22 protein-coding genes are annotated in these 23,701 nt (G+C 38.7%); 18 read left to right on the plus strand and 4 right to left on the minus strand.

The annotated features are described in order from the left end of the window. Positions 1–217 precede the first annotated feature (217 nt). The 5 genes from xerC (at position 218) to EM4838_RS05220 (ending at position 4,845) form a co-directional block, all read left to right on the plus strand. Positions 218–1,114, plus strand: a complete 897-nt coding sequence (gene xerC / locus EM4838_RS05200) for a tyrosine recombinase XerC (protein WP_023519490.1) — start codon at positions 218–220, stop codon at positions 1,112–1,114. A gap of 24 nt (positions 1,115–1,138) precedes the next feature. Then, a complete protein-coding gene (gene hslV, locus EM4838_RS05205; protein WP_010735740.1) occupies positions 1,139–1,687 on the plus strand; it encodes an HslVU peptidase proteolytic subunit in 549 nt (182 codons plus the stop codon). Between the two features lie 11 nt (positions 1,688–1,698). After that, positions 1,699–3,096 carry an ATP-dependent protease ATPase subunit HslU gene (gene hslU, locus EM4838_RS05210; RefSeq protein WP_010735739.1) on the plus strand — a complete coding sequence of 466 codons (1,398 nt, stop codon included), beginning with the start codon at positions 1,699–1,701 and terminating at the stop codon, positions 3,094–3,096. Positions 3,097–3,111: 15 nt separating this feature from the next. Next, on the plus strand, positions 3,112–3,903 hold the full coding sequence (codY, locus tag EM4838_RS05215; RefSeq protein ID WP_010735738.1) for a GTP-sensing pleiotropic transcriptional regulator CodY: 792 nt from the start codon (positions 3,112–3,114) through the stop codon (positions 3,901–3,903). A 66-nt stretch (positions 3,904–3,969) separates the two neighbouring features. Continuing rightward, entirely contained in the window at positions 3,970–4,845 is an 876-nt protein-coding gene (locus EM4838_RS05220; RefSeq protein ID WP_071866394.1) for an aldose 1-epimerase family protein, read from the plus strand. A 136-nt stretch (positions 4,846–4,981) separates the two neighbouring features. Here EM4838_RS05220 and plsY read toward each other — a convergent pair whose 3' ends face one another. After that, complete coding sequence (gene plsY, locus EM4838_RS05225; protein ID WP_071866395.1) at positions 4,982–5,617, minus strand: glycerol-3-phosphate 1-O-acyltransferase PlsY; 636 nt, start codon at positions 5,615–5,617, stop codon at positions 4,982–4,984. Positions 5,618–5,714: 97 nt separating this feature from the next. Between plsY and EM4838_RS05230 the strand changes: the two genes are divergently transcribed. The 7 genes from EM4838_RS05230 (at position 5,715) to EM4838_RS05260 (ending at position 16,342) form a co-directional block, all read left to right on the plus strand. After that, positions 5,715–6,140 (plus strand): CoA-binding protein, encoded by a 426-nt coding sequence (locus EM4838_RS05230; protein ID WP_010735735.1) that lies wholly within the window; start codon positions 5,715–5,717, stop codon positions 6,138–6,140. 271 nt (positions 6,141–6,411) lie between these two features. Further along, positions 6,412–8,457 (plus strand): DNA topoisomerase IV subunit B, encoded by a 2,046-nt coding sequence (gene parE / locus EM4838_RS05235; RefSeq protein WP_023519491.1) that lies wholly within the window; start codon positions 6,412–6,414, stop codon positions 8,455–8,457. Between the two features lie 11 nt (positions 8,458–8,468). Next, a complete protein-coding gene (gene parC / locus EM4838_RS05240) occupies positions 8,469–10,919 on the plus strand; it encodes a DNA topoisomerase IV subunit A (RefSeq protein ID WP_071866396.1) in 2,451 nt (816 codons plus the stop codon). A gap of 272 nt (positions 10,920–11,191) precedes the next feature. Next, positions 11,192–13,423 carry a formate C-acetyltransferase gene (gene pflB, locus EM4838_RS05245; RefSeq protein ID WP_071866397.1) on the plus strand — a complete coding sequence of 744 codons (2,232 nt, stop codon included), beginning with the start codon at positions 11,192–11,194 and terminating at the stop codon, positions 13,421–13,423. A gap of 196 nt (positions 13,424–13,619) precedes the next feature. Continuing rightward, on the plus strand, positions 13,620–14,381 hold the full coding sequence (gene pflA, locus EM4838_RS05250; RefSeq protein WP_019724233.1) for a pyruvate formate-lyase-activating protein: 762 nt from the start codon (positions 13,620–13,622) through the stop codon (positions 14,379–14,381). A gap of 84 nt (positions 14,382–14,465) precedes the next feature. After that, complete coding sequence (locus tag EM4838_RS05255; RefSeq protein ID WP_019724232.1) at positions 14,466–15,392, plus strand: manganese-dependent inorganic pyrophosphatase; 927 nt, start codon at positions 14,466–14,468, stop codon at positions 15,390–15,392. 98 nt (positions 15,393–15,490) lie between these two features. After that, positions 15,491–16,342 (plus strand): DUF1803 domain-containing protein, encoded by an 852-nt coding sequence (locus EM4838_RS05260; RefSeq protein WP_071866398.1) that lies wholly within the window; start codon positions 15,491–15,493, stop codon positions 16,340–16,342. A 164-nt stretch (positions 16,343–16,506) separates the two neighbouring features. On the opposite strand, the gene EM4838_RS05265 is transcribed toward EM4838_RS05260, so the two are convergent. Then, a complete protein-coding gene (locus EM4838_RS05265) occupies positions 16,507–17,118 on the minus strand; it encodes a hypothetical protein (protein ID WP_071866399.1) in 612 nt (203 codons plus the stop codon). A 138-nt stretch (positions 17,119–17,256) separates the two neighbouring features. Continuing rightward, on the minus strand, positions 17,257–17,805 hold the full coding sequence (locus tag EM4838_RS05270) for a DUF2179 domain-containing protein (protein ID WP_019724126.1): 549 nt from the start codon (positions 17,803–17,805) through the stop codon (positions 17,257–17,259). A gap of 137 nt (positions 17,806–17,942) precedes the next feature. On the opposite strand from EM4838_RS05270, the gene EM4838_RS05275 reads away from it, so the two are divergent. The 5 genes from EM4838_RS05275 to EM4838_RS05295 all read left to right on the plus strand — a co-directional run bounded on the left by EM4838_RS05275 (position 17,943) and on the right by EM4838_RS05295 (position 22,187). Continuing rightward, positions 17,943–18,329 (plus strand): hypothetical protein, encoded by a 387-nt coding sequence (locus EM4838_RS05275; protein ID WP_071866400.1) that lies wholly within the window; start codon positions 17,943–17,945, stop codon positions 18,327–18,329. An 8-nt stretch (positions 18,330–18,337) separates the two neighbouring features. Beyond that, a complete protein-coding gene (locus EM4838_RS05280; RefSeq protein WP_071866401.1) occupies positions 18,338–19,099 on the plus strand; it encodes an alpha/beta fold hydrolase in 762 nt (253 codons plus the stop codon). Positions 19,100–19,256: 157 nt separating this feature from the next. Further along, the gene (locus tag EM4838_RS05285; RefSeq protein ID WP_010735724.1) at positions 19,257–20,225 is read left to right on the plus strand and encodes a LacI family DNA-binding transcriptional regulator; all 969 of its coding nucleotides are present in this window, start codon (positions 19,257–19,259) and stop codon (positions 20,223–20,225) included. Positions 20,226–20,287: 62 nt separating this feature from the next. After that, complete coding sequence (locus EM4838_RS05290; RefSeq protein ID WP_066025374.1) at positions 20,288–20,980, plus strand: hypothetical protein; 693 nt, start codon at positions 20,288–20,290, stop codon at positions 20,978–20,980. 151 nt (positions 20,981–21,131) lie between these two features. Next, complete coding sequence (locus tag EM4838_RS05295; RefSeq protein WP_081367410.1) at positions 21,132–22,187, plus strand: zinc-binding alcohol dehydrogenase family protein; 1,056 nt, start codon at positions 21,132–21,134, stop codon at positions 22,185–22,187. A gap of 79 nt (positions 22,188–22,266) precedes the next feature. Here EM4838_RS05295 and EM4838_RS05300 read toward each other — a convergent pair whose 3' ends face one another. Further along, a complete protein-coding gene (locus tag EM4838_RS05300; RefSeq protein WP_071866403.1) occupies positions 22,267–22,932 on the minus strand; it encodes a YitT family protein in 666 nt (221 codons plus the stop codon). A gap of 511 nt (positions 22,933–23,443) precedes the next feature. Here EM4838_RS05300 and EM4838_RS05305 point away from each other — a divergent pair. After that, positions 23,444–23,659, plus strand: coding sequence for a hypothetical protein (locus EM4838_RS05305; RefSeq protein WP_010735720.1), 216 nt, complete (start codon positions 23,444–23,446; stop codon positions 23,657–23,659). Positions 23,660–23,701: the final 42 nt, after the last annotated feature.

A 23,701-nucleotide genomic window follows, 5' to 3' on the forward strand; every position in this document is an offset into this window, starting at 1 on the left:
CGGCTTATTTCTCGGTTATTGACTGAACTCATGCCAATTTATATAATAACTATGGTTTTTTTATGTTGATTCTGGACAGCTCATCCCTTAATTGTCAAGCAAACGAATTGAATTGTGAACAAACTTAGAAATATTAGTTAAATTCTGACAATTTGTTTGTTTTTTCTCTGGGGCTATGCTAAATTTATTTTGGGATCTAAAGGTAGGTGTAAAAAGAATGAAGCCAACTTTACAAGAAGATTTTTTGCGTTATTTAATCATAGAGCGTGGGTATTCAGAAAAAACCAAATCTGCCTATGAAGAAGATATCAATGATTTTCAACGATTCTTGGCGGAATCGGGGGAATCTGATCTACTGAAAGTCAGCTATTTGGATGTACGAGTTTATCTAAGTTATCTATCTGATAAGTCGTACAGTCGAAATTCGGTGAGTCGGAAAATTGCGAGTTTACGCTCATTTTATCAATACCTTCTTCGTGAAGAAAAAATTGCTGAAAATCCATTTTCGTATGTTCATTTGAAGAAAAAAAATGTTAAACTTCCTCGTTTTTTTTATGAGAATGAGATGCAAAGCTTATTTGAAAGTGTGACAGGGGATAGTCCTTTAGCATTAAGAGATCGAGCATTATTAGAAGTACTATATGGATCAGGTATCCGTTTGAGTGAATGTAGCCAATTGACGATGTCTGCCATCGATTTTGGCTCAGAGGTGATGTTGATCCATGGAAAAGGAAATAAAGAACGCTATGCGCCGTTGGGTTCATTTGCGCAAGATGCTTTGCAAGAGTATTTTGCCAAAGGGCGCAGCGTCTTAATGACGAAATACCATAAGTCACATGACTATGTCTTCGTGAATCATCATGGAGAACCAATCACACCTACTGGGATCGAGTATGTATTAAATCAAATCATTAAAAAGAGTAGTTTGGATAGTGATATCCATCCTCACATGTTACGTCATACTTTTGCGACGCACTTATTGAATAATGGTGCCGATATGCGTACAGTGCAAGAACTTTTAGGTCATGCAAATTTATCAACGACTCAAATCTATGCGCATGTCACAAAAGAAAGCTTACAAAAAAATTATCGCTCTTTCCATCCACGAGCGTGATCACATTATTAGGAGGAAATATCTATGGTAGAATCACAGTTTCATTCAACAACCATTTGTGCAGTTGAAAAAAACGGGAAATTCGCGATGGCAGGTGATGGCCAAGTAACGATGGGCGAATCTGTCGTGATGAAGGGCAGTGCGAGAAAAGTACGTCGCATCTACAACGATGAAGTAGTCGTTGGCTTTGCAGGAAGCGTTGCTGACGCGTTTACTTTAGAAGAAAAATTTGAAGGTAAGCTAAATGAATACAACGGAAATCTCCAACGAGCAGCTGTTGAATTAGCCCAAGAATGGCGTACACAACAGTCGATGCAAAAGCTAGAAGCGATGTTGATCGTGATGAATGACAAAGAAATGTTACTCGTTTCTGGTACAGGTGAAGTGATTACACCGGATGATGGGATCTTAGCCATTGGTTCTGGTGGAAACTTTGCGTTAGCTGCCGCACGAGCAATGAAAAACTATGCACAAAATGAGATGAGTGCAAAAGAGATTGCTGAAAATGCGTTGAATATTGCAGCAGACATCTGCGTCTTTACAAATCACAACATTATTGTAGAAGAATTATAGAGGTGAATGACATGTATGAATTAAAACAAACACCAAAACAAATCGTCAGTGAATTAGATCAATATATCATTGGCCAACAAGCAGCAAAAAAATCAGTGGCAGTTGCCCTTAGAAATCGTTATCGACGTCTTCAATTAGATGAAAAGATGCAACAAGATATCACACCTAAAAATATGTTGATGATCGGGCCAACTGGGGTCGGTAAAACAGAGATCGCTCGTCGTCTGGCAAAAATCGTCAACGCACCTTTTGTTAAGGTTGAAGCAACGAAGTTTACTGAAGTTGGTTACGTGGGACGTGACGTAGAATCGATGGTTCGTGATCTTGTCGAAAATGCGATCCAGATCGTTGAAAAAGATCAGTATCTTCGTGTTCGCCCACAAGCCAAGAAAAATGCGGAAAAACAATTAGTGAAGATCCTTGTACCAGGTATCAAAAAAGAACAAAAACAATCAAACAACCAGTTTGAGCAAATGATGAATATGTTCAATGCTTCGCAACAACCGGCAGAAACACAAGAAGAAGTCACAGAAGAGATTCGAGTGAATCGTCGCACGGTGTTAGAGCAATTGCAAAAAGGCTTGCTTGACAACCGAGAAGTGACGATCGAAGTCCAAGATCAAAAAAAACCAGCACCGATGATGAACAATGGACTGGAACAAATGGGGATCGATTTGAACGAAACACTTGGTGCGTTGACGCCGAAGAAAAAAATCGAACGAACAGTGACCGTCAAAGAAGCCTTAGAATTATTGATCAAAGAAGAATCAGCAAAATTAGTCAATGATGCGGATATCCATAGTGAAGCGATCAAATTGGCTGAATCAAGCGGGATCATTTTTATTGATGAAATCGATAAAATCACTTCTAAATCGCAACAATCTGGGGAAGTATCAAGAGAAGGTGTCCAAAGAGATATCTTGCCGATCGTTGAAGGTTCACAAGTCAATACGAAATACGGTACCTTACAAACAGACCACATTTTATTTATCGCTTCAGGAGCGTTCCACTTATCAAAACCAAGCGATTTGATTCCTGAATTACAAGGTCGTTTCCCAATCCGTGTTGAGTTAGATGACTTAACTGCTGAGGACTTTGTCAAGATCTTGACTGAACCAAACAATGCGTTAGTCAAACAATATATTGCCTTGATTGGTACTGAAAATGTGACTGTCACGTTTACTAAAGAAGCAATCGAACGGATTGCCCAAATCGCTTATGATGTGAATCGTGATACCGATAATATCGGTGCACGACGTTTACACACGATATTAGAGAAATTGTTGGAAGACTTGTTATTCGAAGCGCCAGAAATGCAAATGGGAGAAATTACCATTACAGAAGCCTATGTCAATGATAAATTAGGATCAATTGCGGCAAATGAAGATCTAAGTCGCTATATATTATAAAATCGGAGGAAAAAAATGACGGATTTGTTGACGAACACTCGAAAGATAAACAAATTATTGCAACAAAAAAATACGTTTGATATGCAGGCGGATTTACCTTACGATAAAATGGCGGTCACTTTAGGTGCTGTTTTAGACAGCAATACGTATATCATTGGCAGTGAAGGGGTTTTACTTGGTTATAATGAACGGCACGATGTGAACAATGATCGTGTGAAAACAATGTTTGTGCAAAAACAATTTCCTGATGCCTACACAGAAACAGTCGATATGATCACGAAAACAGAATCCAATATCCCAATCACAAGCGATATGACGGCATTTCCATTTGAAAGTCGCGAAAAATATCCTTTTGGATTGACGACAGTAGTGCCGATCTTTGGCGCAGGTGAACGCTTAGGAACGATCATTTTAGCAAGAATGGAACAAGCCTTTAACGATGAAGACCTTGTTTTAGCAGAATACGGCGCGACAGTAGTAGGGATGCAGATCCTTTATCAAAAATCACGAGATATCGAAGCGGACGTTCGTAGTACGACCGCTGTCCAAATGGCGATCAATACGTTGTCATACAGTGAATTAAAAGCAGTTCAAGCCATTTTTGATGCTTTAGAAGGTAATGAAGGCCGATTGACTGCCTCAAATATTGCGGACAAGATCGGTATTACTCGTTCGGTCATCGTAAATGCCTTACGTAAACTAGAATCAGCTGGAATCATTGAATCCCGCTCTCTAGGAATGAAAGGCACGTATTTAAAAGTATTGAATGCTCGTTTTAAAGATGAGCTGACGAAGCATAGTTATTAAAAGGAAGATTTTTCAGAGGCTTGCTACTCGAAGAAGTGAATGTCTGAGAAAAGATGGAGGATGACGATGACTGTTATTATTCAAAATGATCAGCTGATTGCTGAAATTTCCGAACATGGAGCAGAATTGATCAGTTTGAAATCAAAAGAACATGATCTAGAATATATTTGGCAAGGCGATCCTAAGTATTGGGGAAGACATGCCCCCGTTCTTTTCCCTATTGTTGGACGTTTGAAAAACGATCAATATGTGTACCAAGGAAAAACGTATTCAATGGGTCAACATGGTTTTGCTCGTGATATGGATTTTGAAGTGGTGGAGCACGAACAAGAACGTGCGAAGTTTGTCCTAAAAAGTACCCCTGAAACAAAAGAGAATTATCCGTTTGATTTTGAATTGGTACTTGTTTATGAATTAGGGGGAGACGGGATCACTGTTCATTATCAAGTTGAAAATATTGGGGAAGAAGAGATGTATTTCTCGATTGGCGGTCATCCAGCATTCAATGTGCCATTAGAAGAAGGTTTAACTTTTGAAGACTTTTATTTGGCTTTCTCTCCTAGAAAATCACGTTTGCGTTTACCATTAGCTGGACCGTTCATCGACATGGAACAAAAAACGATTGGACAAACGAATACCAACCTTGCGTTATTTCGGGAGCTGTTTGACCAAGATGCGTTAGTATTTGAAACAAGAGGTTTGAATGCTTACAGTATCCGTAGTGAAAAGTCTAGTCACAGTGTCACCCTCAGTTACAAAGATATGCCTTACGTTGGGATATGGTCGCCATATCCTAAAGAAGCACCATTTGTTTGTATTGAGCCGTGGTTTGGAATCGCAGATACTGTTGATAGTAATGGGCAGTTGAACGAAAAGGCAGGAATCAATCAATTAGGCGCTCACGAATTATTCAAGACGAAATATTCGATCACTGTCAAGTAAACACAAGTCGATTACATGTGTTTTCTTGATCTAGTTCGATGAAACAAACATGCCTTCTGAACAAATGAACGAATTGTTGAGCAATCGATCAGTCATTTGTTTAGAAGGCATTGTTTTTTATCATTCATCAAAAAGATTATTTCTTTTTGCTACTATTCAAACCGAATGGGATTCGGCTTTCTGTTTTATTTTTGATGCGCTTAATATTGTCTTTATGACGGTAAAAAATAAAAGCGGAGACACCACAAGCAATCAACGTCAAAAGTAAATTTGGTTCTGGTAAGATCGCTGGTGCAATGTATGGTAAGAAGATGGTGGATAAAGTGATCAAGACCGCACTGATCATGCTCGTTAAGCTTACCATGCTCGTGCAGTATAAACTGATCACGAAAATTGCTGATGAATAAAGAAAGAACAGTGGATTGAAGCCTAATAACATACCGGCACTTGTCGCCACTGCTTTGCCACCTTTGAACTTAGCAAAGATCGGAAATGTATGTCCTAAGATCGCACAGACACCAAACCATAGCGGATTGACAGAAGAGACATGGAAAATGACGGGTAAGGCAGTAGCTAATGTTCCCTTTAAGATGTCCATGAATAATACCACTGTTCCAGCGGTTTTACCTAAAACACGAAATGTATTGGTCGTTCCCATATTTCCACTACCGTGTTCGCGGATGTCTTTTTTAAAAAAGATTTTACCAACCCATACTCCAGATGGAATGGAACCCAAAAGATATGCTACAATAAACAATAAGATTATTTTCATTTTTTAACCTCTTTCAAGTTGAAACTAATGTATATTTTAGCATGAAAGAATGCTTCAAACAATCGAAAAAATCGAACGATCGAAAGGAGTCATCCACATGTCATTTAAAAATCCAGAACAAGCGAATATCTTTCGCTATCTTCAAGAAGCAAAAACGATCGCGGTCGTTGGTTTAAGTAATAAACCCGAACGGACAAGTTATCAGATCGCACAATTACTACAAGAACATGGCTATCGTATCATTCCAGTCAATCCGGTATTAGCAGGGGAAGAAGTATTGGGCGAAACCGTTGTCGCACAGTTGACAGATATCAATGAACCTATCGATATCGTGGATATTTTCCGCCGTAGTGAGTTTTTACCAGAAGTAGCGGTAGATTTTCTGAAAACAGATGCGAAAGTCTTCTGGGCACAGTTAGGCATTGAAAATGAAGAGGCTGCTGAAATGCTCCAAGCAGCTGGAAGAAATGATATCGTCATGGATCGCTGCATCAAGATCGAATTAGCAAAAATGGAACAATAAACAACAGGAGTAACAGAAGCACATATCCTGATACTCAGTGCCACTTTTACTGGTAAATAGGTTAGCTGGGTGATGAAAAAATGTTTTGACCTGTTATCAAAAAAAGAGTAATTGATCGTTACCATGGGCATGCAGAGAGAGAAGAATGAAAAAAGGGGGAGAGTTGGTTGTTTCTTGTAATTCTGACCTTCCCTCTTTTTTTTTGAGGACTTTTCTAGTATGATAAGCGTGGTGCGGTTATATCGCAAGTATTATTGAAGGAGCGTTTGCCTTGGCAAAAAAAATTAAAAATGAATACAATGATGCCTCGATCCAAGTTCTTGAAGGATTAGAAGCAGTAAGAAAACGACCAGGGATGTATATCGGGTCGACTGATAGCCGAGGCTTGCATCATTTAGTCTATGAAATCGTTGATAATGCCGTAGATGAAGCTTTATCAGGCTACGGAAATGAAATCGCTGTGACGATCCACGAGGATAACAGTGTGACTGTTACGGATAGTGGACGTGGTATGCCTGTAGGTATGCATGCTTCAGGGATTCCAACGGTCGAAGTTATTTTCACTGTGCTACATGCCGGTGGTAAATTTGGCCAAGGAGGATATAAAACTTCTGGTGGACTTCATGGTGTAGGTGCCAGTGTCGTCAATGCTTTATCTAAATGGCTGACAGTGACGATCGTCCGAGATGGTATCGAATACCAACAAACATTCAAACAAGGTGGAAAACCAGACGGAACGTTGAAAAAAATTGGCAAAACGAAGAAAGCCAATGGGACGTCTGTTCATTTCTTACCAGATGATAGTATTTTCTCAACCACGAAATTTTCCTATGATACGTTATCTGAACGTTTAAGAGAGTCTGCATTTCTGTTAAAAGGTGTGAAAATCACTTTGACAGATCTAAGAGGTGACGAAACAGTTCAAGAAGTCTTTCATTACGAAGAAGGAATCAAAGAATTCGTTGCGTATTTAAATGAAGAAAAAGATACGTTGACGCCAGTAGTCTATTTCTCTGGTGAAAAAGAAGGAATCGAAGTAGAAGTTGCCTATCAGTATAACGATGGCTATTCTGAAAATGTCCTATCGTTTGTTAACAACGTGCGAACAAAAGATGGTGGGACGCATGAAGTCGGCATGAAAACAGCAATGACCAAAGCCTATAATGAATATGCTCGTAAAGTAGGCTTGTTGAAAGAACGAGACAAGAACCTAGAAGGTAGTGACTTCCGTGAAGGACTTGCGACAGTCTTGTCGATCCGAGTACCTGAACATTTGCTACAATTTGAAGGACAAACGAAAGAAAAATTGGGTACACCGATTGCTCGTTCCGTCGTTGATAATGTCATGAGCGAACAAATGGGCTTCTATTTGCAAGAAAACAGTGAGATGAGCCAAATGCTGATCCGTAAAGCAATCAAAGCGAGAGAAGCACGGGAAGCCGCTCGTAAAGCCAGAGAAGAAAGCCGTAACGGGAAAAAACGTAAAAAGGGCGAATCATTACTTTCTGGAAAATTGACACCTGCACAATCGAGAAACCCTAAGAAAAATGAATTGTATCTTGTCGAAGGAGATTCAGCCGGTGGATCAGCTAAACAAGGGAGAGATCGGAAATTCCAAGCGATATTGCCACTTCGAGGAAAAGTCATCAATACCGAAAAAGCAAAAATGCAAGATATCTTAAAAAATGAAGAAATCAATACGATGATCTATACGATCGGTGCCGGCGTTGGCCCTGAATTTTCACTGGAAGATTGTAACTATGACAAGATCATCATCATGACCGATGCGGATACCGATGGTGCTCATATCCAAGTCTTATTGTTGACATTTTTCTATCGCTACATGAAACCATTGATCGAAGCAGGAAAAGTTTACATTGCTTTACCGCCTCTATATAAAGTGTCCAAAGGCCAAGGAAAAAAACAAGTAGTCGAGTACGCTTGGACCGATGACGAATTAGCTGCAGTCATTAAGACTGTCGGTAAAGGCTATATGTTGCAACGGTACAAAGGTCTTGGGGAGATGAATGCGGAGCAGTTATGGGAAACGACGATGGACCCAACCTCTCGGACCTTGATCCGGGTGAGGATCGATGATGCTGCGCAAGCAGAGCGACGCGTAACCACCTTGATGGGGGATAAAGTCGAACCACGTCGTAAATGGATTGAAAATCATGTCCAATTCAGCTTAGAAGAAGAACGTAGTATTCTAGACAAAAAAGAAGAAACTGAGACTTCCGCGTCTGTTTCTAATGACCTATTAGAAGAAGAACGCGCAGAAGAAAACAAAAATGAACAATCAGTAGAGGTAGAATAGGAGGTCACCTAATGGAAGAACGTCAAGAAATCCAAGAATTAACGTTAGAAGAAGTGATGGGTGACCGCTTCGGACGTTACTCGAAATATATTATTCAAGAACGTGCTTTGCCGGATATCCGTGATGGTCTGAAACCCGTTCAACGTCGTATTTTATTTGCGATGAACAAAGACGGCAATACGTTTGATAAAGGATTCCGTAAATCAGCAAAATCTGTCGGGAATATCATGGGTAATTATCATCCCCACGGTGACAGCAGTATCTATGATGCAATGGTTCGTATGAGCCAGGATTGGAAACTACGAGAAGTACTCGTAGAAATGCACGGAAACAACGGAAGTATGGACGGAGACCCACCAGCGGCAATGCGTTATACAGAAGCACGCTTATCGAAATTGAGCGGCGAGATGCTTGCTGATATCGAAAAAAATACGGTCGACCTTGTGTGGAACTTTGATGACACTGAAAAAGAGCCGACTGTATTACCAGCGAGATACCCCAATCTATTAGTCAATGGATCAACCGGTATCTCTGCGGGCTATGCTACTGAGATACCAACGCATAATCTCGCAGAAGTCATCGATGGAACGGTCTATATGATCGACCATCCACAAGCCAGCTTAGACAAATTGATGGAATTCATTCCAGGTCCTGACTTTCCAACTGGGGGCATTTTACAAGGAAAAGATGAAATCAAGAAAGCTTATGAAACTGGTCGTGGAAAAGTGATCTTACGCTCGAAAACGGCGATTGAATCCATCAAAGGAAACAAGCAACAAATCGTGATCACTGAGATTCCTTACGAAGTGAACAAAGCGACTCTTGTCAAAAAAATGGATGAGATACGCTTGAACAAGAAAATCGATGGGATCGCAGAAGTTCGTGACGAAAGTGATCGTACGGGTCTACAGATCGTTGTGGAATTGAAAAAAGACGCTAACGCTCAAGGAATCTTGAATTATTTATTCAAGAATACCGAATTACAGATCAACTACAACTTCAATATGGTGGCAATCGATCATATGACCCCTCATCAAGTAGGGTTGAAGGATATTTTAAGTAGTTACATCGAGCACCGCAAACAAGTGATCACCAAACGTAGTCAGTTTGACTTGGAGAAAGCGCAAAGAAGACAACATATCGTTGAAGGGCTGATGAAAGCTCTATCGATTTTAGATGAAGTCATTGCAACGATCCGTGAGAGTAAAGATAAAAAAGATGCGAAGCACAATTTAGTCCAAATGTTCCAATTTACAGAAGAACAAGCTGAAGCCATCGTGACGTTACAGCTTTATCGTTTGACGAATACAGACATTACTGAACTACGTCGTGAATCGCAAGAATTGATTGCTCTGATCACTGAATTAAATAAAATCCTTTCAAATGATAAAGAATTATTTTCTGTCATGAAAAAAGAACTACGTGAAGTCAAGAAGAAATATGCTTCTTCTCGCTTGACGATGATCGAAGATGAAATCGAAGAAATCAAAATCGATACTCAAGTATTGGTTGCGCAAGAGGATGTCATTGTCAGTGTCACACGTGAAGGCTATGTGAAACGAACAAGCCTTCGTTCCTATAGTGCATCAAAACCAGAAGAAATCGGTATGCGTGAAGGAGATTATCTTCTATACGCTGGGGAACTGAATACGTTAGATCATTTGTTACTGGTCACCAATAAAGCCAATGTGATCTATCGCCCAGTCCACGAACTACCAGATTTGAAATGGAAAGATGCCGGTGAGCATATCTCACAAACGATAGTGAATCTAGCTGTTGATGAATCGATTTTAGCGGTATTCCCCTATCAGAAGATCGATTCCGAAAAAACATTTGTATTTATCAGTAAAAACGGCTTGATCAAACAAACACGGATGACAGATTTTGAACCATGGCGTACGTATAAGAGTCGTCCATTGAGTGGCATGAAGCTAAAAGCCAGTGAAGATGAATTAGTGGCTGTCTATCTTGAAAAAGAACAAACAGATCGTGATGTTTTCCTTGTTACACATCAAGGAATGGGCCTACGCTATCCGTTGACTGAAGTGCCAGTCGTTGGAACGAAGGCTGCAGGTGTCAAATCGATCAACTTGAAAGAAGAAGATTATGTCGTTAATGGTTTACTTGTCTTGGCAGAAGGGGATACGCCTGTCGTTATCGTCAGCCAGCGTGGGGCAGTAAAACGAATGCTTGCACAAGAAATCAGCCAGACTTCACGTGCCAAACGAGGTGTGACTGTATTGCGAGAATTGAAGAAACAACCACATCGGGTGATTTATATGTCAGAGGGCCACGCCAAAACGATGACGTTGATCAATCAAAAAGGACAAGAATTATCAATTGATCCGACGGATTATCCAATCGGTGATCGTACGTCCAACGGTTCATTTGTATTAGATGAGAAAAAAGGCGGAGAAGTCCAAATGGTGATTGATTCTCCAACGATGGATATCAAGGAATAACTGTTATAGTTTTTTATGAAATAGCTGGCAACTGTATTATTACAGTTGCCAGCTATTTTTATTTATTAACATAAAATTAAGACTTGCACAAACAAAATATGAATAGATTCACAATAGACAAATGCCTATATATCAGCTTTAATAACGACTATTATTTTATATTCGCTTTATTTGTTAACAAAAAAACAAGAAAACCCTTGCATTGGAGGTGACATGTGTTATACTTATCACGTAAAAACTGTTACATAAAACAGAAACGGGAGGTCCATACGATGGAACAATGGAATGGATTTAAAGGAACTAAGTGGAAAGAAGGCGTGGATACACGTGACTTTATCCAAAACAACTATACAGAATACCGCGGTGATGACAGCTTTTTAGAAAAACCCACTGAAGCAACAGAAAATTTGTGGGAAAAATTACAAAAATTAAACGATATCCAATTTGAACGTAATGGTGTATATGACATGGATACAGATGTCGTATCAACAATCACTTCTCACGAAGCAGGATACCTAGACAAAGATTTAGAACAAATCGTCGGTCTACAAACTGAAACTCCTTTGAAACAAGCATTCATGCCATTTGGTGGCATCAACATGGCGAATCATGCGTTAACAAGTAACGGCTATGAGCCAAAAGAAGAGTTAACACACATTTTCACAGACTGGAGAAAAACACATAACCAAGGTGTATTCGATGCTTATACAGCAGAAATGCGTGCTGCACGTAAAAACAAGATCATCACTGGACTTCCTGACGCTTACGGACGTGGCCGCATCATCGGTGACTACCGTCGTATCGCATTGTACGGAATCGACTATTTGATGGCTCAAAAGAAAAAAGACCATGACAATACAGGCTACCATACGATGAGTGAAGAGGTCATCCGTCTTCGTGAAGAAATCTCAGAACAATATCGTGCATTAGCTCAAATGAAAGAAATGGCTGCAAAATATGGGTATGACATTTCAAAACCAGCTGCCAACGCAAAAGAAGCCGTTCAATGGTTATACTTTGGTTATCTAGCAGCAATCAAATCTCAAAATGGTGCAGCTATGTCGATCGGACGTATCTCTGCATTCTTAGACATTTATATCCAACGTGATTTAGACAACGGTGTGATCACTGAAAAAGAAGCACAAGAATTGATCGATCATTTAGTAATGAAATTACGTATGGTGAAATTTGCACGTACGCCTGAATACAACCAATTGTTCTCTGGCTTCCCGATCTGGGCAACCTTATCAATCGCTGGTATGGGCTTAGACGGACGTTCATTAGTCACAAAAAATGATTTCCGTATGTTGCACACATTGACAAATATGGGACCTTCCCCAGAACCAAACTTGACTGTTTTATACTCAGAAAACTTACCAGAAGGCTTCAGAACGTATGCAAGTAAAATTGCGATCGAAAGTTCTTCGATCCAATTTGAAAATGATAACTTGCTTCGTGAACAATGGGGTTCAGATGACTGTGCGATCGCATGTTGTGTATCTGGAACTGTTGTTGGTAAAGATATGCAATTCTTCGGTGCTCGCGCAAACTTAGCTAAAGCTTTGTTATATGCGATCAACGGTGGTGTGGATGAAATGACAGGCGCACAAGTAGGTCCTGAGTATCGTCCGATCACAAGCGACACATTAGACTTTGAAGAAGTAAAACACAACTTCATGAACATCATGGACTGGTTAGCTGAGCTTTATGTCAATACGCTAAACATCATCCACTATATGCACGACAAATATTCTTATGAAGCAGCACAATTAGCAGTTATGGATACTGACTTGAAACGTACATTTGCGACAGGTATCGCAGGTATCTCTCACGCAGCAGATAGCTTGTCTGCAATCAAATATGCACAAGTTAAACCAATCCGTAATGAAGAAGGGATCACAGTTGACTTTGAAGTAACTGGTGACTTCCCTAAATATGGTAATGACGATGATCGTGCCGATGAGATCGCTGAATGGATCTTAGAATACTTCATGGGTCAAATCAAACGTCATAAAACTTACCGTAATTCAACTCCGACAACTTCATTATTAACGATCACATCAAATGTCGTTTACGGAAAAAATACAGGGAATACACCTGACGGACGTGAAGCTGGTAAACCTTTAGCACCTGGTGCAAACCCAAGTTATCAAGCAGAACAAAATGGGTTACTTGCAAGCTTGAACTCAACTGCGAAATTCAACTATGCACACGCGCGTGATGGTATCTCTAATACACAAACAATCAACCCATCTGGTTTAGGGAAAGATGAAGAAACAAGAATCGACAACTTACGTAACGTCTTAGACGGTTATTTCTCAAGAGGAGCATACCACTTGAACGTCAACGTATTCAGTAATGACTTATTGCGTGATGCAATGGAAAACCCAATGAAATATCCAAACTTAACGATCCGTGTTTCTGGATATGCGGTTAAATTCCGTGACTTGACAAGAGAACAACAATTAGACGTATTAATGAGAACGTCACACGACAGAATGTAAGACAATCAATGCAGTGTAAAAAGGAAAGGCAAAAGTTCCGCATGAGCTTTTGTCTTCCTTTTTTACAACTATATGAAAAAAGCATATATCTAGTGTTAGAGGCGAGTAGATAGATCTTTTCTTCGAAGCGTGTTGAGAAGTCGCAACATTGTCCGTGGCTCATAACGAAAGAAACTAAAGAAAAGAAGTGATTAAAATGGAAGAACAAACTAAAGGCTATGTCCATTCGATTGAAACATTTGGGTCTGTAGATGGACCAGGCGTTCGCTTTGTCGTCTTCATGCAAGGTTGTCGCATGCGTTGTGAATTTTGCCATAACCCAGACACCTGGAATATTGGTGGAGGAAAAGAATATACCGCGGATGCAATTTTAGACCAAGCAGAACGTTACCGTTCTTATTGGGGTAAACAAGGAGGGATCACGATCAGTGGTGGTGAACCTTTATTGCAGATCGATTTCCTAATCGAATTATTCCAAAAGGCGAAAGAACGTGGCATTCATACAACAATCGACACATGTGGAAAACCATTTAGCCATGATGAGCCTTTCTTTTCTCGTTTTGAAGAGTTGATGAACTATACGGACTTACTGTTATTCGATATCAAACATATCGATAACGAAGCACATAAAAAATTAACTCATTGGGGCAATGAAAATATCTTAGAAATGGCTCAGTATCTTTCAGATATCAAGAAACCTGTCTGGATTCGTCATGTGTTAGTCCCAGAACGTAGTGACTATGATGAGTATTTGATCCGCCTTGATGCATTCATCAAAACTCTTGAAAATGTCGATCGTGTGGAAATCCTTCCTTATCATACAATGGGTAAATACAAATGGGAAACGCTTGGTTTGACGTATCCATTAGAAGGAATCGAACCACCGACAAAAGAACGAGTAGAAAATGCAAAACGTCTTCTTCATATCGAAGATTATACAAAGTATTTAACCAGATAGACGCGAACGGAAGGAAGATAAGTATTGCTTCTTTCCGTTTTTTTGCTATTATTGAATAGGAGAAAACAAAAAGGAGCGAGTCAAATGTCAAAAGTTTTAGTTTTTGGTCATCAAAATCCTGATACAGATGCAATTGGAGCAGCGATTGCATTTTCATATTTGCAAAATCAATTAGGAGTAAACGCTGAGCCTGTCGCTTTAGGCACGCCAAGTGAAGAAACACAATTTGCACTAGATTACTTCAAATTAGAGGCGCCTCGAGTGATCACATCGATCAAAGAGGAACAAGCAGATGTCATGCTTGTCGATCATAATGAATTCCAACAAAGCGTGGTAGATATTGCGGAAGCGACGATTTTAGCAGTAGTTGACCATCATCGTATCGCCAACTTTGAAACAGCGAATCCATTGTATTATCGTGCTGAACCAGTGGGATGTACAAGTACGATCATTCTAAAATTATTTAAAGAAAATCAAATTGAGATTCCGAAAGAAATCGCTGGAATCATGTTATCAGCAATCATTTCAGATACATTGTTGTTCAAATCACCAACTTCAACAGAAGCAGATCAATTGGCTGCAAAAGAGCTAGTTGAAATCTCTGGTGTGGACTTAGAAGCGTATGGTTTAGACATGTTGAAAGCAGGTACAAATCTAAGTGATAAACCAGCAGAAGTATTACTTGATCTAGATGCGAAAAGTTTCCCTATGGGTGAAGCAAGTGTTCGTATCGCTCAAGTCAATACAGTTGATCTAAATGAAGTAATGGATCGTCAAGCTGAACTTGAAACTGCCATGCAAACAGAGATTGCGACGAATGGTTATGATCTTTTTGTTCTTGTTGTAACAGACATCTTGAACAGCAACTCAGAATTATTGATTGCTGGCGAAAGAAAAGAACAAGTTGAACAAGCTTTTGGCGTGAAGTTAGAAAACAATCGCGCATTTTTACAAGGGGTCGTTTCACGTAAAAAACAAGTGGTACCTCAATTAACAGAAGTTTTCAATTAGGCAATGAGATTGGAAGAAGGGAGTGGGAGTGTAACCAGTTGACTGGGACCTCCCGCTTTTTTCATTCAAGGTGTCACATAGAAAGCAGGTAAACAGACATGCAATATTTTTATTCTTTAGAGAACAAACGAAAACTAATTGAGCATCCGCTCTTCCAACCAATGATCGACTATTTGATCGAACAAGGCTCACAAGAGGTGATTTTACGCCAACTAAAGAAAGCATTTCCTCAAAAGAAAATGGAACACTTTCTTGATCAAATGATCGATAGTGGATTGATCATCCGAGAAAATCGCCGTTACCGCTGTGCTTTTCCGGTCTATGACCAAGGAGATTTCCAAACAGAGATCAAGCAACTGACTAAAGAATTAATCAATGAATTAATGAAACAACCGGAACACCGCAGAAATCTCTTCTTATCAGAAGAAATTTGGGATTTCTGTCATGAAACAACGTCTCCTTATTTTTATGCAACTACTTTTTCAGTCCCTACGATTGTGCGGTTGGAAGCAGGGAATGAGAACTATCGCTTCAGGACGCTCACCCAAGGAGAAGAAGTGGTATCTTTACCAACGTACTTCCATCTTCAAAAACAGCAAACTCCACTATCTAAGGAATTTCAGGCGCTAGGACAGTTGCTTGGCGATGTGAATGAAACCTATTTTTTTGACCAAATAGAAATAATTATCGAACGGATTTGTGAAAACAAATACAAAAAACGCCGTGAGTCGATTTTTCTAGATGCTTTATTATTAGCGAGGGTTGTTGCTCAGGAAGAGCAGTATCGATTACTCCTGCCTATAACAGAGGATAGGAAAGACGCATTGCTACAAAAATATGAACCTTCAACGGAAACGCCGATGCAAGCCGCCTTTATTAAAGAACAAGCGTTAGTCGAAGTCATGGGGCAATTGGATTTAAAATCTTATTCTTATATCAAGAAAATATGACCTCAACAATTGTCGGGGAACCCACCGACTAAACCGAAAAAAAGTGAGAACAGAAGTAACCTCTTCGAAAAATCAGGCAGCATCCACAAAAATTAGAAAAATAATTTTTGTGGATGCTGCCTGATTTCAAGAGGCTAAACACTCCTGTCCAGATCTCATTGGGATCATGCTGTTTTACGAAAATGCCACATCATATAAGCCAAATTCCCAATAAACAAGATATCTAGAATATTACTAGTGATTTGGATATTAGCAGAATTGATCGATGGCGCAAAGGCTAGGATGAATAGTGCTACGAGACTATAGCAAAAACAGAAAAAGGTGCTGGTTTGTATGACCATCGGCATTCTTAATTGCTTGGTGATCAATGAAAAAATAAAGAAAGTAAATATCGTTAAAATCACAACTAAACCGTTAATAATGAAGAAAAAAAGTGAATCTTGATTAAACGTATAGAGCATAGCTGTTAAAAGGTTCAGTGATTTCAGTATCACGAAAATAACGTTTACTTCATTAAATGTATTCATCTTTTTTTTAGCAAAATAGGCGGCGAAACATAACGAGAAGATCAGGCCGCAGAAAGTAGAAAGAATCAAGAATGTTGGGTTGTCAGTCGATTGGTTTAGCTCGGAGTGGTCAAGCAATAACCAGCCAAATGAGTTGCAAGGGATGCTTGAAGTCTTAAAATAAGCATAAAAGAAAAAAAGCAAAGCATTCAAAACGGCAAAAACAGATCCCCAATGTAGATAGGTCGTTGTTTTTTGTTGTATTTCCATAAGTACTCCCATAAATTTAATGATATACAATATAATAACAAAATGATGAGGAATTGTCGATGGTTTTTAATAAAACAAATAAATAGACGATGGTCGGATGAAATAAATTCATCGGATCATCGTTTATTTTTTGTATATTCATTTCACATTGCTTCGGCGTTTGCGCACTTTCTTTGTCCAGAATCCGCCAGAAATATATTTTGGTTCGTAGGAGATAATAAAAGCACGTTCTTCGACTTCTTTGATCAAGCGATAAAGCTCACGTTCACTTTTACGTGGAGATAAAATCTCTAAGACTAACCGTTCACCTTCTAAACCAGTTGCTGACGTTTGTGTCACTCCAAACCCATTTTGTCGAAGAATGATCGGCAAATTTTTATCCTCTGAAGTATTTGCTGGTAGGATCGTCGTTACCATGATATATCCTAGTGCTAATTTATCCTCAATGGCAATCCCAACACTGATCCCAACAGCATAGCCTAACGCGTAAACGAACAAATTCAATGGATTATCTAAGCGGTCTAAAACCAGCGATAAACCAACGATATAAATAGTGATCTCAACCATACTAACTAATGGAGCGATGTAGCGATAGCCTTTCATGGTCAACATAAAGCGTAAGGTATTTAATGTGATGTAAGCGAAATTGATGAAAAAGATCATCGCTAACATTTTTGGATCGAACATAATAAGAACTCCTTTCAGTAGCGTCTATGTTCATCATATCAGAAATAATGCGATTGAAGAAAAGAATAAACGTTTATTACTTTAAAAAAATGATAAAATGATTATAATAGAATTATAAAGAGAGTCAGGTGAGCGCGATGAAGCGAATGAACAGGGTCATTGGAGTCAGTCATATATGTAGTATTTTTCTTAGTATGTATTTAGGGACCCATGCGATCCAACAACCCATTGAAGCGAATTCCTTGTTATTCCCAATCTCACTAACTGATGGGGTAATATTAAGTATTTTTCTTTTTCTAATGGTGTTTATTGGTAATATTTTTGGTAGTGTGGCTAGCTTCTTTAACATGTCGATTTCTCCAGCCTTATCCATAGGATTAGGAATCATAGGAATATTCGCCATGTTATTCTTTGTCAAAAGGATGGATTTTTATACTATTGCATTTGGGCTACTATGCCTTGTACAAGTCATGCTAAGTTTATGGTTGTCTTTACGGTCAACCAATCTAATGAAAATCAGGTGAATCAATCAGTGAATCCAATTATTTTGAAACGAACCATCAAAAACATACCCGTATTAGAAGTTGTCCAAAAAGAGTTGAAGACAGAGAAAATCCCAGTAGTGATCTACTATCATGGTTGGCAGACAAGCAAGGAGCTTGTATTGACTCAAGGTAGAAAACTGGCTAAAAAAGGGATGCGAGTTTTGCTTCCAGATGCGATGAATCATGGCGAGCGTAAACAACCCGTTTCAAAAATTCCTTCCTTTACTTTTTGGAGTAGTATCTACGGGAATCTATTCGAGTTTGATACATTGATCGAACATCTAAAAAAACGTGAACTTCTTTCAGATAAATTAGCTGTGGGTGGTGTGTCAATGGGTGGAATGACCACTTGTGCATTGCTAGCCAAACACCCAGAAATCACTGGCGGAATTTGTTTGATGGGATCACCAGCACCACTTGAATATGGCAATGAAATTTCACGCAGAGCGCAAGAATTTCAATATAAGGTGCCAGATGATTATTTTGACTTGATTTCATGGGTCAACCATTATGATCTATCTTTACAACCAGAAAAACTAGCAGGTCGTCCTTTATTTTTCTGGCATGGTGAAAAAGATGAAAAGATTCCTTTTCGACAAGTGTCTAAATTTGTCGAAAAAAACCAAGATAAGTCTTATGGTAAGGGAATCGTCTTTCGTGCTTCTTCGGAAAAACGTCATATGGTAGAAGTCCCATTGATGGAGGAAGCAGCGGATTTTTTGAGCCAAATGATGTCTGTGTCTATATAGTAAGTAAGAGGTCTAACTAGGTAAAACGTCTATCAAAGAGAAAATTTTTTCTTTGGTAGACTTTTTTTTCAGAACTACTTGAGAGTTGCTCTTTTTTAGCACGAATCTTTGCTATAATGACTATAGTTATGTAATTAGGCATGGAAGGGGAGATCTTATGCCAACATTGGCAGATGTAGCGAAACGAGCAAATGTCTCAAAAATGACGGTTTCTCGGGTGATCAATCATCCAGAGCAAGTCACTGATGAGCTAAAGGAACTAGTTTTTACCGCCATGGCTGAATTGGATTATCGTCCGAATATTGCAGCAAAAGCGTTAGTTTCAAACCGTTCACAGATCATCAAGTTGTTTATTCTTGAGGAAATCGATACCACGGAACCCTATTATATGAATTTACTTATGGGGATTGCCAAAAGGATTGGTAAAGAGCACTATTCCTTGCAATTAGTGACCAACGATGCTTTTGATGTTGGGTCCTGCGATGGTTATATCATCACTGGCGTGCGTCAAAGAGATTTTGATTGGATCAATCGTCTAGAAAAGCCAGTTGTGTTATTTGGTGAAAATCGTATGGGCTATGATTATGTTGATAGCGATAATCAATACGGAACCGCCAAAGCGACACAATATGCCTTAGAAGTTGGTTATCAAACGGTTGTTTATATCGGCATCGATGAAGCAGAACCTTTTGAACTATCTAGAGAAGCGGGCTATCTAAAAGTGATGGAAGAGGCTGGGCTAACTCCGAAAATGCTGCGTTTTGATAATCATTCCACCACACCAGAAAAATATATCACAGAACATTGGGATGAATTTTCAGATAAAACGTGTTTTGTTTGCAGTTCTGATCGCTTAGCGCTTGGTATCGTTCGTGGCATCACACAAGTTGGTGGGCAGTTACCCGATCAATTTGGCGTCATTGGTTTTGATGGCGTATTTCTTGATCAAATCAGTTCCCCAAAACTGACTACCGTTAAACAAGACATCATTCGTATGGGGGAAGTGTGCGGCGAAATGTTATTAAAGAAAATTACTGAAAAAGGAGCAAGCCAAGGATATCGCCACTTTTTCCCAGAATTGATCATTCGTGAAACGACAAGAAAGTTAAATAAGACTAACGCTTAGCTATAGAAAATAGACGATTTGTGCTATTATAAGAGAAAGTCCACTTAAAAAGGATGGTTTACATGACAGAAATCAAACGAAAACATTTTCGCTTTCCTGCATACGATGATCATATAGGGGTAAAGTTAAAAAATGAAAATAGACGTGTGCTGTTTGACGGGCAAGATGATCTGATGACCGATACAAGCGACAAACCATTGTTCGAACAAATCAATGAATTTCATTTTGAAGATTATTCAAAAAATGAAAAAAATCCTCATTCGACAGTCAATGTTCGGCATGCTTCGACACAAAAAGCAAATCTAGCAAAACATAAACAAAATTTGCCAGACTATAGACAGAGTAAAAAAACACAAACAAAACGAAACAGTCAGACGAATTTCGGCTATACTCGTCATGCCAGTCCTTCAGAGCAAAGACCAACACAGGAAAAAACAAGCCAATCACGAAGTGTATTCAATCGTTCGGGAAGAGAACGTTCTTATTTTGTACCTAAATACGTACCAGCTTCGATCATTCCTGATCCGAAAAAAAATAAAATCTCTGAAGAAGAATTGCTCGCTTCGATCAAAAAAGAAAAGAATGCATATCTTTTATTTGAAACAGAAAATACACCCTATGATGGAAAACAAGGTGTAACAATGAACCAAGAGAAAAGTTCAAGTAAGAAAACTCACGGAGTATTAGATCGTTCGTTGGAAGGCCTGATCAATGACCAAGGTAATTCCTTGAAAGGCAATGGTTATTTCCAATAAGTAGTGACTACTCAAGTATGAGAAAAAGTTGTTCCTTCAAACATTCAGACAAATAAGAAACAAGCAGGACTTGTTAAAAAATGTCTGGAGGTTGGAGTGGAACAGCTTTTTTTTGACCGACTATATTATTGCAGTAGAAAGGAATAGTAAAATGATAAATAGACCCTCATCAATGAAAAGGTTTGGTTTTACTTGTGAGACCCCTTATCCGCAATTGATTGAAGAAGATATTATGGTACCAAAACCTGGCGAACACGACTTATTGATCGAAGTTGTAGCACTTTCGATCAATCCTGTAGATACGAAGCGAAGAGAAATCGTCAAAGAAAAAACATTTACCGTACTCGGCTATGATAGCGTGGGTTATGTTCGGGAAATGGGCTCGGCTGTAAAGGATTTCAAGCTAAATGACCGTGTCTATTATGCAGGAACGACTCAACGTGAAGGGAGTCAACAAGAGTATCAAATCGTTGATGCACGGATCGTTGCGAAAGCTCCTAAGAATCTTAGTGACGAAGCCGCTGCTGGGATTCCATTGACTGCACTTACTGCCTATGAATTGCTATTTGAAAAGTTTCAATTAGTTCCTCAAGAAAAAGCGAATGAAGGGAAAGAGCTTTTGGTGATCAATGGGGGAGGTGGTGTTGGTTCGATCATGACGCAACTAGCGAAGTGGACGGGTATGAAAGTGTATGCTACCGCTAGTCCTCAAAATTTTAGATGGCTTGAAAAAAATGGCGTAGACGTTCCAATAGATTACCATCATTCTCTTTATGACCAATTAAAACAAGCTGGGAGCGATGGTGTTGACTATATCGCAGTGTTGTATGATATTGAATCCTACTTACCAGAAATAAAAAAAATCATTCAACCTCTAGGGCATATTGGCATGATCGTCAATACAAAAGAGAAAATCGATTGGAATGAATATAAAAATGATTCAATCAGCTTCCATTGGGAGTATGTTTTCACAAAAACAGATCATAATAAAGAAATCGCAACACAAGGCGCGATCCTAGAGACATTGACAAAGTTATTTGAAGAAAATAAACTTCATAGCCACGTAACAACTGTTTACTCAGACGGTATCAACCGAGCTTCACTTGAACAAGCGATGAAGTTGGTGAGTGAAGGTGGCCAACAAGGAAAAGTCGTTCTGTCGGGTGGGTTCAAAACCAGTGGTTCACTGGATCTACAAGACATCTAGTAAGGATTACTATAAAAAGCAACTACCTTCTCAAAATAGAAGACTATTTGAGAAGGTAGTTGCTTTTTATGATAATGGTTCAATCTATATATGAATCTTCCAGAGGCTCTAATTGATTGACTGTTGGGGATGGAGCTGTGATTTTTTTGAAAGGATTAGCGAAGCGGAAGTACTTCACTTTATTCAATGTATAAGATAAAATTGAGCAACTCAAAAGAGTATAGGCAAAATGCGTAAAATCCAAATACAACAAAGACACAACTAAAATCCCAAACGTGATAACAAATAGACTTTTCCCGATATTCACATGATAATATTTTTCAATTGCTTGATAAACGATATCTGTTCCGCCAGTGCTGCCCCCAAAACGAAAAACTAAGCCACAACCGATTCCCGAAAGAATGCCAGTCATTAGACTATTCACTAAAAGATTTCCAACAGCAAAGTGGACATTTAAATTTTCCCATACATGCAAGAAGAAGACTAGAGAAAATGTTCCGACGATCGTTCGAATAAATGCATGTTTTCCAAAAATAAACAAGGAAATCAGCAATAAAGGTAAATTTATGATCAGTGAGGTGATGGAAGGCGCAAAGCCAAATAAATGATTAAGTAAAAGAGCAATTCCTGTGACACCACCGTCAGCTAATTTTGAAGGGAGATTGATTCCGGTTACCGCTAATCCATAAAGAGCAGCCCCCAAAATAATTCCACATAAGTCTAATAAAAATTTTACTTGTTTCATCTCTAACCTCTTTTCTTTTTGAAAATTTTCAGCAATCTTTATATTACACTGAACGACTCTATAAATTCAATAGGTAAATAGAAAAAAATATACATAATGAAGCATATTTAATTTCGGTCAATCACTCCTAGTAAAACAATCATTTAAATCAAAAATGATTCTCTGTAAAAAGATGTAGTGCATAATTTAGGGGATAAAAAAAGAGTGAATAAAAGAGCGTGATAAATAAAAAAATATATTTAAAGATAAAAAAACATAAATTATTTTATCAAATTTAACGATTATGATGTTAAAACAACCGATTTTTACTTTTTTGGTCACTGACACACAACTTAAAGTATAATAATTATTGAACAAGCCAGTAAACAAGTATCTCCCCCACGAGATTTTAAAAGTTACTGGCTGTTTTTTTTTGTTCAAAATTCCAACTTCTACTTTACAACGGGAACGATTGTTCGTATAATAAAAGAGCGAACAATTGTTCGGTATAAAATAATAGAGGTGATCAGAGATGCAATCAATGAGACGTTTTGGTGCGATGTTGTTGATTTTATTTTTTGGAATTATTATAGGTAATTATGGGTTACAAACAGCATTATTGATTTTTTTACCTTCGTTTGTATTATGGTTTGTGATGTGGGATGAAAAAAAGTATCGACAAAATGAACGAAAACGCAGGTATGAAGAAACCTTCTATCAACATAGAGCTACGTATGATTCAAAATAACTAAATACAAAAACAAAACTTGCAATCACTTCTCACCATCTA

The organism is Enterococcus mundtii (assembly GCF_002813755.1).
GTDB classification, from domain to species: Bacteria; Bacillota; Bacilli; order Lactobacillales; family Enterococcaceae; genus Enterococcus_B; species Enterococcus_B mundtii.

Bases quoted from the DNA above. Each gene is read 5' to 3' on its own strand.
- xerC (WP_023519490.1), top strand. From the start codon at position 218: ATGAAGCCAACTTTACAAGAAGATTTTTTGCGTTATTTAATCATAGAG.
- hslV (WP_010735740.1), top strand. From the start codon at position 1,139: ATGGTAGAATCACAGTTTCATTCAACAACCATTTGTGCAGTTGAAAAA.
- hslU (WP_010735739.1), top strand. From the start codon at position 1,699: ATGTATGAATTAAAACAAACACCAAAACAAATCGTCAGTGAATTAGAT.
- codY (WP_010735738.1), top strand. From the start codon at position 3,112: ATGACGGATTTGTTGACGAACACTCGAAAGATAAACAAATTATTGCAA.
- EM4838_RS05220 (WP_071866394.1), top strand. From the start codon at position 3,970: ATGACTGTTATTATTCAAAATGATCAGCTGATTGCTGAAATTTCCGAA.
- plsY (WP_071866395.1), bottom strand. From the start codon at position 5,617: ATGAAAATAATCTTATTGTTTATTGTAGCATATCTTTTGGGTTCCATT.
- EM4838_RS05230 (WP_010735735.1), top strand. From the start codon at position 5,715: ATGTCATTTAAAAATCCAGAACAAGCGAATATCTTTCGCTATCTTCAA.
- parC (WP_071866396.1), top strand. From the start codon at position 8,469: ATGGAAGAACGTCAAGAAATCCAAGAATTAACGTTAGAAGAAGTGATG.
- pflB (WP_071866397.1), top strand. From the start codon at position 11,192: ATGGAACAATGGAATGGATTTAAAGGAACTAAGTGGAAAGAAGGCGTG.
- pflA (WP_019724233.1), top strand. From the start codon at position 13,620: ATGGAAGAACAAACTAAAGGCTATGTCCATTCGATTGAAACATTTGGG.
- EM4838_RS05255 (WP_019724232.1), top strand. From the start codon at position 14,466: ATGTCAAAAGTTTTAGTTTTTGGTCATCAAAATCCTGATACAGATGCA.
- EM4838_RS05260 (WP_071866398.1), top strand. From the start codon at position 15,491: ATGCAATATTTTTATTCTTTAGAGAACAAACGAAAACTAATTGAGCAT.
- EM4838_RS05265 (WP_071866399.1), bottom strand. From the start codon at position 17,118: ATGGAAATACAACAAAAAACAACGACCTATCTACATTGGGGATCTGTT.
- EM4838_RS05270 (WP_019724126.1), bottom strand. From the start codon at position 17,805: ATGTTCGATCCAAAAATGTTAGCGATGATCTTTTTCATCAATTTCGCT.
- EM4838_RS05275 (WP_071866400.1), top strand. From the start codon at position 17,943: ATGAAGCGAATGAACAGGGTCATTGGAGTCAGTCATATATGTAGTATT.
- EM4838_RS05285 (WP_010735724.1), top strand. From the start codon at position 19,257: ATGCCAACATTGGCAGATGTAGCGAAACGAGCAAATGTCTCAAAAATG.
- EM4838_RS05290 (WP_066025374.1), top strand. From the start codon at position 20,288: ATGACAGAAATCAAACGAAAACATTTTCGCTTTCCTGCATACGATGAT.
- EM4838_RS05295 (WP_081367410.1), top strand. From the start codon at position 21,132: ATGATAAATAGACCCTCATCAATGAAAAGGTTTGGTTTTACTTGTGAG.
- EM4838_RS05300 (WP_071866403.1), bottom strand. From the start codon at position 22,932: ATGAAACAAGTAAAATTTTTATTAGACTTATGTGGAATTATTTTGGGG.
- EM4838_RS05305 (WP_010735720.1), top strand. From the start codon at position 23,444: ATGCAATCAATGAGACGTTTTGGTGCGATGTTGTTGATTTTATTTTTT.